Below are 6,899 nucleotides of genomic sequence, written 5' to 3' on the forward strand. Positions count from 1 at the left end.
GGGGCGAACGAACGTCGACGAAGGTTTGGGGAGGTCCGGGCGGACGGATCCCGACGCTGCGGTTGAGCGGAACGGAGCGGAACGGAGCGGAATCGACGCCGCTGCCGGTCGTGCCGCCGACGCAAAAGTATCAGGGGCGACGGATGCCAATGCTTGACAGGACGCCGGAGCGTCGATAGTCATCGATGTTCACAAATCCGTCTCCGCGGAGCTCGTCTGTCGTTTCTCCCGAACCTCCTGTTCGGGTCGGCAGGACCAACTCGCGGCGTCCGGAAGTCCCTCGGCGATCCGCCGAGGTTTCCACATCCCGCTATTCGGCGGGACTTCCCTCCTCGGAATTCAATCCCCATGCTCCGTCAACGACCCGCCGAATCGGCCCGGCGTCGCGCCGGTTTCACGCTGATCGAACTGCTGGTGGTGATCGCGATCATCGCGATCCTCGTCTCGCTACTCCTGCCGGCCGTGCAGCAGGCCCGCGAAGCGGCCCGCCGCAGCCAGTGCCAGAACAATCTGAAGCAGATTGCGCTGGCCATGCACAATTACCACAGCACCTACAAGACCTTCCCGTTGAGCTTCGGCGGGACCAGCGACAGCCGGAACCGGTTGAGCTTCCTCGTCGGCCTGATGCCCTACATGGACCAGACCGCCGTCTGGAACCAGATTACCCGGCCGATCGACGACGACGGCGACGGCACGGTCGACTGGAACGCGTACGGCGCCAACCCGTGGACGACCGGGTATCCGCCGTGGCGCTTCCAGGCCGCCAGCCTGCTCTGCCCCTCCGACGGCGCCCCCGTTCGCGGCATCGGCGATACGAACTACGCCCTGAACTGGGGCGACAACCCCAGCGGCGCCGGCGACCCGGACCGGCCCGAGGCTCGCGGCATGGGCATCCGCGGCGATTGCATCGGCATCCAGGACGTCCGCGACGGGACAGTCAACACGATCCTCATCGGCGAGATCGGCCGCGGCATCCAAGGCGACCGGGAATTCCGCCGCGGCTACGCCGACGACGTCCCCGGCCTGAACCACAGCGCGACCGGCTATGAAGACCTCAGCGAGCTCTGCATCGAACAGGTCACCGAGGCGGGGAACCCCGGGTTCTACGACCCGAACTACTACTACAACGGCAGCGGCGAGATGCGCGGCACCCGCTGGGCGGACGCCGGCATGGTGTTCACGCAGTTCCTGACCATCATCGCCCCCAACGGCCCGAGCTGCGTTCGGAACGGGGTCGACTGGGAAAACGGCGTCATGACCGGCGGGAGCTTCCACACCGGCGGCATGCAGGTCGCGATGGTCGACGGCTCCGTGACGTTCATCTCGGAGACCATCAACAACGGCAACATCGACGCCGGCGCCGTGACCTCCGGCCGCAGCCCCTACGGCGTGTGGGGCGCGCTGGGCACCAGCATCGGCGGCGAGGTCGTGGACGAGTACTGATCGACGTCCGTTCCCCACCGTCAACCGGCGGGGCCGCTGCGGCGGCCCCGCCGGTTTTTTATTTCTGGCGACGGCGCCGCCCGCACCGCACGGCCGCCGCTCCCCGCGCGAGCCGACGAACGGGCGGGCGCGGTCGGGACGGAGACGCCGGCGCGGCCCGTGTTCCGCCCAGCGAGCCCCGCCTCGCTCACGCCCTGTACAGCGAGAACTAACGGGCGTTCTCCCGCCCCCAGGCCGGCCCCGCGGCGGGGCGGAGCCGGCTTCCTCTCGACTGTCGGCCGATCACGGAGGACAGCGGGACCGTGACGAACGCCCGTCTTCCCGCTTTGCAACCGGAGCGGATTATGTTTGCGGGCGCGGCCCCACCGGGCTAGGGTCAACGCTTCTTGATGCGTTTCGCCGCCTGTGCGGGGGTCGATTCTGGGACTTCTCCGTCCCCGGCGCCCGACTGCGGGTGCGTCAGGACTTACGCGTCGGCGGTTCCGCCGGCCGGGACGCTTTTCGTCCAATCCCCCCTCCTCCCCCAACCCGGTCTCCCCACGTGATCACGTTACCTAAGGCGCCGCGCGCGCAGAAGAACTCCGGCTTCACCCTCATTGAACTGCTGGTGGTCATCGCGATTATCGCGATCCTGGTTTCCCTGCTGCTCCCGGCCGTGCAGCAAGCGCGTGAGGCCGCCCGCCGGAGTCAGTGCCAGAACAACCTCAAGCAGCTCGGGCTGGCCCTGCACAACTACCACAGTACCTACAAGTCCTTCCCGATTTGGAAGGGCGGCACCGGGAACAACGTCCCGATGCCCGGCGGCGGCACTGCGGAAGGCAACCAGCGAAACCTCAGCCCGCTGGTGACCTTGCTGCCGTATCTGGACCAGACGGCTCTGTGGAACCAGATCTCCAAGCCGTTGGACGACGATAACGACGGCACGGCCGACTGGCCCCCGATGGGCACCCGGGTCTGGCGGGGGAGCTACCCGCCGTGGCAGACGCAAGTCACGACGCTCCTGTGCCCCTCCGACATCGGGAAGTCGCCCACGTCGATCGCCGCCACGAACTACGCCTTCAACCTGGGCGACAACGGCAGGGCGAACAACCGCAGCGGCGCCCAGGCCCGGGGGCCCTGGGTCCGGCGAAATAGCCTCGGCCTGCGGGACCTGCGGGATGGGACCGTGAACACGATCCTGATGGGCGAGATCGGCATCCATGAAGGCTCGCGGCAGTTCCAGTCCAACTGGAAATGGAGCGTGTCCGGGATGACTCTCGACGGCAGCGGGCCGTCCAACATCGGGGACGCCTGCGTCGACGGCGTCGCCGCCCCCGACGAACCCGGCTTCTACACCCCCGGTAATCTGCTTACCGGCAACAGCAACCGCGGCCGCGGCGCCCGGTGGCCCGGCGCCTACGCCCCGATCAGCGGCTTCCACACGGTCGTGCCCCCCAACGGGCCGTCCTGCAGCACCGGCACCGACAGCGGCAACGGCCTGAACGCCGACGGCGTCTTCGCCGCCGGCAGCTACCACACCGGCGGCGCCCAGTTCGTCTTCGGCGACGGATCCGTGACCTTCATCAGCGAAAGCATCAACACCGGGAACCTCAACGCCCGTCATAAGACGTCCGGCAAGAGCAACTACGGCACCTGGGGCGCCCTGGGCACCCGCAACGGCGGCGAAGTCACCGACGAGTACTGATCCCCGTGCGTTCCGCGCACGACGACCGGCGGGGCCGCTGCGGCGGCCCCGCCGGTTCTTTTTTTGTCCGCGACGGACGAATCAGGCGGGAACGTCCCGTGTCGCCGCGCCCGAGCGACGCTGCGGTCGAACGTCCGGGGACGCCGGCCCTGAGCCGCTGCGTCAGATCCGTCCTCCGACCTCGCTGCTACAGCGGGCGTTGCGCCCGACGCGCCGCGGAAGAGCCGCCCTACTCGTACTGTTCTTCTTCTGCGCCGGCGGCCTCCATCGCTTCGATCTCTTCCGCCGACAACTCAACCGACGCAGCGTTGGAACCGGCGTCCGAGTCGCCGCACCCGGCGAGCGACAGAACGCCGAGCCCGAGGCAGGCGGCGAACAGGGGAACGCAATGCAACGGACGACGCATCGACACGGGAGGCTCCGAACGGAGGGGGTGAGACGGGACGAAGGTACGTCCGCCGCCCCGCCGCGGGTATCGAGGACGGATCGCACGGGCGAATGGGTCTCGGGCCGGCCGCCTGAGCGGTGCGGACGGCGGCGCGTCCGCGGAAAGGGGGCGGGCGTCCGCATTGTGCACGGACGCGACGCGGCTAATATCAGCGGATTCCGGTCCGCCCCCACGATCCCGCAGGGGCGTCCCCGGCACGATTTCCAACCGCCCGTCCACGGCGGGTCGTTCCGGGCGTCGGATTCACCGCGGCCAACCTGTTTCGCCGCACTTTCCCTTTCTTCTCAGGAAACGTCCGTATATGTCACGACGTGCCTTTGGCCCGCGGATCAGTTCAACCCCGACGCGCCGTGCGGGTTTCACGCTGATCGAACTGCTGGTTGTGATCGCGATCATCGCGATCCTCGTCTCGCTGCTTCTGCCCGCCGTGCAGCAAGCCCGGGAGGCGGCCCGCCGCAGCCAGTGCCAGAACAACCTCAAGCAGCTCGGCTTGGCGCTGCACAACTACCACAGCACCTACAAGTCCTTCCCAATCTGGAAGGGCGGCACCGGGGCGAACGTCCCGATGCCGGGCGGCGGCACCGCGGAAGGCAACGAGGGGAACCTCAACCCGATGATCCCGCTGTTGCCGTACATGGACCAGACGGCCCTGTGGAACCAGATTTCCAGGCCGTTGGACCTGGACGTCAACGGCGTCTCCGACGGGACGATCGACTGGCCGCCGATGGGGTCCCGGGTGTGGCGGGACACCTACCCGCCGTGGCGGACGCAGCTCACGTCGCTGCTGTGCCCCTCGGGCGTCGGGAAGTCGCCCACGGCGATCGCCGCCACGAACTACGCCTTCAACCTGGGCGACAACGGCCGAGGGAACAACACCAGCGGCGCCGCCGCACGCGGCACGTGGGTCCGGCAACAAAGTCTCGGCCTGCGGGACCTGCGGGACGGGACCGTGAACACGATCCTGATGGGCGAGATCGGCATCGCCGACGGCAACCAGCAGTTCCAGTCCGCCTATAAAGTCGCCGTCTCCGGGATGACCCTCGACGGCAGCGGGCCGTCCAACATCGGGGACGCCTGCGTCCAAGGCGTCGCCAACCCTGCCGAACCCGGCTTCTACTCGAACGGCAACGTCGTCGCCGGCGGAACCAACCGCGGTCGCGGCGCCCGCTGGTCCGGCGCCTACGCCCCGGTCGCCGGCTTCCACACGGTCGTGCCCCCCAACGGGCCGTCCTGCAGCACCGGCGGCGACAGCGGCGCCGCGCTGAACGCCGACGGCGTCTTCGCCGCCGGCAGCTACCACACCGGCGGCGCCCAGTTCGTCTTCGGCGACGGGTCCGTGACCTTCATCTCCGAAACGGTCGACAACGGCGACGTCAACGCCGCCCACAAGACCAGCGGCAAGAGCAACTACGGCACCTGGGGCGCCTTGGGCACCCGCAACGGCGGCGAAGTGACCGACGAGTACTGATCCCCTTGCGTTTTGCGTTCCGCGCACGACGACCGGCGGGGCCGCTGCGGCGGCCCCGCCGGTTCTTTTTTTGTCCGCGACGGACGAATCGGGCCGAACGCAAGGGCGGGTCGACGCGAACCGCGGCGGGGTCGATCCGCCCGCGGCATCGGCACCGCGACGTCTCGCCCGGGGCGCCGCGTCCGACCGCCGTCGAATCAGTTGTATTGTTCTTCCTCGCGGCCGGCGGCTTCCATCGCTTCGACGTCGTCGCTCGGCGCGTTGACGGTCGTGCCGCCGGCGTCGGCGTCGCAGCCGACCAGCGGCAGGACACCGAAACTCAGACAGGCGATCAGGGCGGGAAACCGGCGGAACAGCGGCGAACGAACGGCGGGCATGGCAGTCTGCAGCGGTAGGGGAAAACGACGGGTCGAGGATACCCGCGGGCCGCGTGCGCACGCCATGACGCGCGGTCCGTCGCCGACGCGGCCTCCGTCCGCACGCGGTTCGTCCTCCGCCCCGTTCGCGAGCGGCCGGCCACGGCTTGCGGCCCGACCGCGGGACGGTCACGTTTGAGCGGTCCGCTCCCCGTCGGAAAGTTCCCGCCGTGTTCCTCTCCCCCCGTCGATCCTCTCGGTTCGCCCCGCTCCTGTGGGTCGCCGGCGCGCTGGGGGCGGTCGGTTCGTCGCTGCCCGCCGCGGAGCCCGCAGCCGCCCCCGCGGACGGCCCCCGGGACAGCCCCGCGGCGTGGGCGGACGAGCGCCTGCCGGCCCTGCTGGACCTCTACCGCCATCTGCACAGCCGCCCGGAGCTGTCGAACCAGGAGACGGCCACCGCCGCCAAGCTCGCCGAGGAGTGGCGGGCCGCCGGTTACGACGTGACGACCGGCGTCGGCGGGACCGGCGTGGTGGCGCTTCTGAAGAACGGCGCGGGGCCGACCGTGATGTTCCGCTGCGATCTGGACGCCCTGCCCGTCACCGAGGCCACCGGACTGCCGTTCGCCTCGCAGGTGAAAACGGAGCGGCCCGGCGGGGGCGAAACCGGCGTCATGCACGCCTGCGGCCACGACGTGCACATGACCAGCGTGACCGGCGCCGGCCGGTACTTCGCCGAACACAGGGACGACTGGTCCGGCACGGTGATGCTGATCGCCCAGCCCGCCGAGGAAATCGGCGCCGGCGCCAAGGCGATGCTGGAGGACGGGCTGTTCGAGCGGTTCCCCAAACCGGACTACGCCGTCGCCCTGCACGTCACCCCCAACGCCGCCGCCGGCACGGTGGAGACGCTGGCCGGCTACAGCCTCGCCAACGTGGACAGCGTCGACGTCACCTTCCACGGCCGCGGCGGCCACGGGGCCCAGCCGCACACCACCCAGGACCCGATCGTGATGGCCGCGGAGTTCGTGCTGTCGGCCCAGGCGATCGTCGCCCGGGAGGTGAAGCCGACGGACCCGGCCGTGGTCACGGTCGGGTCGATCCACGCCGGGTCGAAGCACAACATCATCCCCGACGAGGCGACGCTCCAACTGACGGTCCGCAGCTACTCGGACGCGGTGCGGAAACAGCTGATCGCGGCGATCGAACGCCGGGCGAACGCCGCCGCCGCCGCCGCGGGGGCCGAACCGCCGACGGTGAACGCCTCCGAGGGCACCCCCTCGCTGTACAACGACCCGGCGCTGACCGCCCGGCTGACGGCGGTCTTTCAGAACGAGTTGGGCGCCGACGCGGTCGGAACCGGGGAGCCGTCGATGGGCGGGGAGGATTTTAGTCGATACGGCAAGGCCGGCGTGCCGAACCCGACGACTTTACCCGGACCGAGTCGGCTTCGAGCGTGACTTTCGACAGGACGTGTCGCTTCACCCGGCCGTCGGGCCGGCG

6 protein-coding genes are annotated in these 6,899 nt (G+C 69.7%); 4 read left to right on the plus strand and 2 right to left on the minus strand.

The genetic code is table 11. The annotated features are described in order from the left end of the window. Positions 1-348: 348 nt before the first annotated feature. Both ACG2DA_RS11190 and ACG2DA_RS11195 read left to right on the plus strand, forming a co-directional pair. On the plus strand, positions 349-1,443 hold the full coding sequence (locus tag ACG2DA_RS11190) for a DUF1559 domain-containing protein (protein ID WP_395255731.1): 1,095 nt from the start codon (positions 349-351) through the stop codon (positions 1,441-1,443). Between the two features lie 541 nt (positions 1,444-1,984). Further along, positions 1,985-3,127, plus strand: coding sequence for a DUF1559 domain-containing protein (locus ACG2DA_RS11195; RefSeq protein WP_395255733.1), 1,143 nt, complete (start codon positions 1,985-1,987; stop codon positions 3,125-3,127). Positions 3,128-3,356: 229 nt separating this feature from the next. Here the strand turns inward: ACG2DA_RS11195 and ACG2DA_RS11200 are convergent, their stop codons facing one another. Beyond that, the gene (locus tag ACG2DA_RS11200; RefSeq protein WP_395255734.1) at positions 3,357-3,533 is read right to left on the minus strand and encodes a hypothetical protein; all 177 of its coding nucleotides are present in this window, start codon (positions 3,531-3,533) and stop codon (positions 3,357-3,359) included. Between the two features lie 343 nt (positions 3,534-3,876). Between ACG2DA_RS11200 and ACG2DA_RS11205 the strand changes: the two genes are divergently transcribed. Further along, positions 3,877-5,043, plus strand: a complete 1,167-nt coding sequence (locus tag ACG2DA_RS11205; protein ID WP_395255735.1) for a DUF1559 domain-containing protein — start codon at positions 3,877-3,879, stop codon at positions 5,041-5,043. A gap of 197 nt (positions 5,044-5,240) precedes the next feature. Here ACG2DA_RS11205 and ACG2DA_RS11210 read toward each other — a convergent pair whose 3' ends face one another. Beyond that, a complete protein-coding gene (locus ACG2DA_RS11210) occupies positions 5,241-5,420 on the minus strand; it encodes a hypothetical protein (protein WP_395255737.1) in 180 nt (59 codons plus the stop codon). A 209-nt stretch (positions 5,421-5,629) separates the two neighbouring features. Here ACG2DA_RS11210 and ACG2DA_RS11215 point away from each other — a divergent pair, with 209 nt between their 5' ends. Beyond that, positions 5,630-6,856 (plus strand): M20 family metallopeptidase, encoded by a 1,227-nt coding sequence (locus ACG2DA_RS11215; protein ID WP_395255739.1) that lies wholly within the window; start codon positions 5,630-5,632, stop codon positions 6,854-6,856. Positions 6,857-6,899: the final 43 nt, after the last annotated feature.

This window comes from Alienimonas sp. DA493, from assembly GCF_043951915.1.
Lineage (GTDB): Bacteria > Planctomycetota > Planctomycetia > Planctomycetales > Planctomycetaceae > Alienimonas.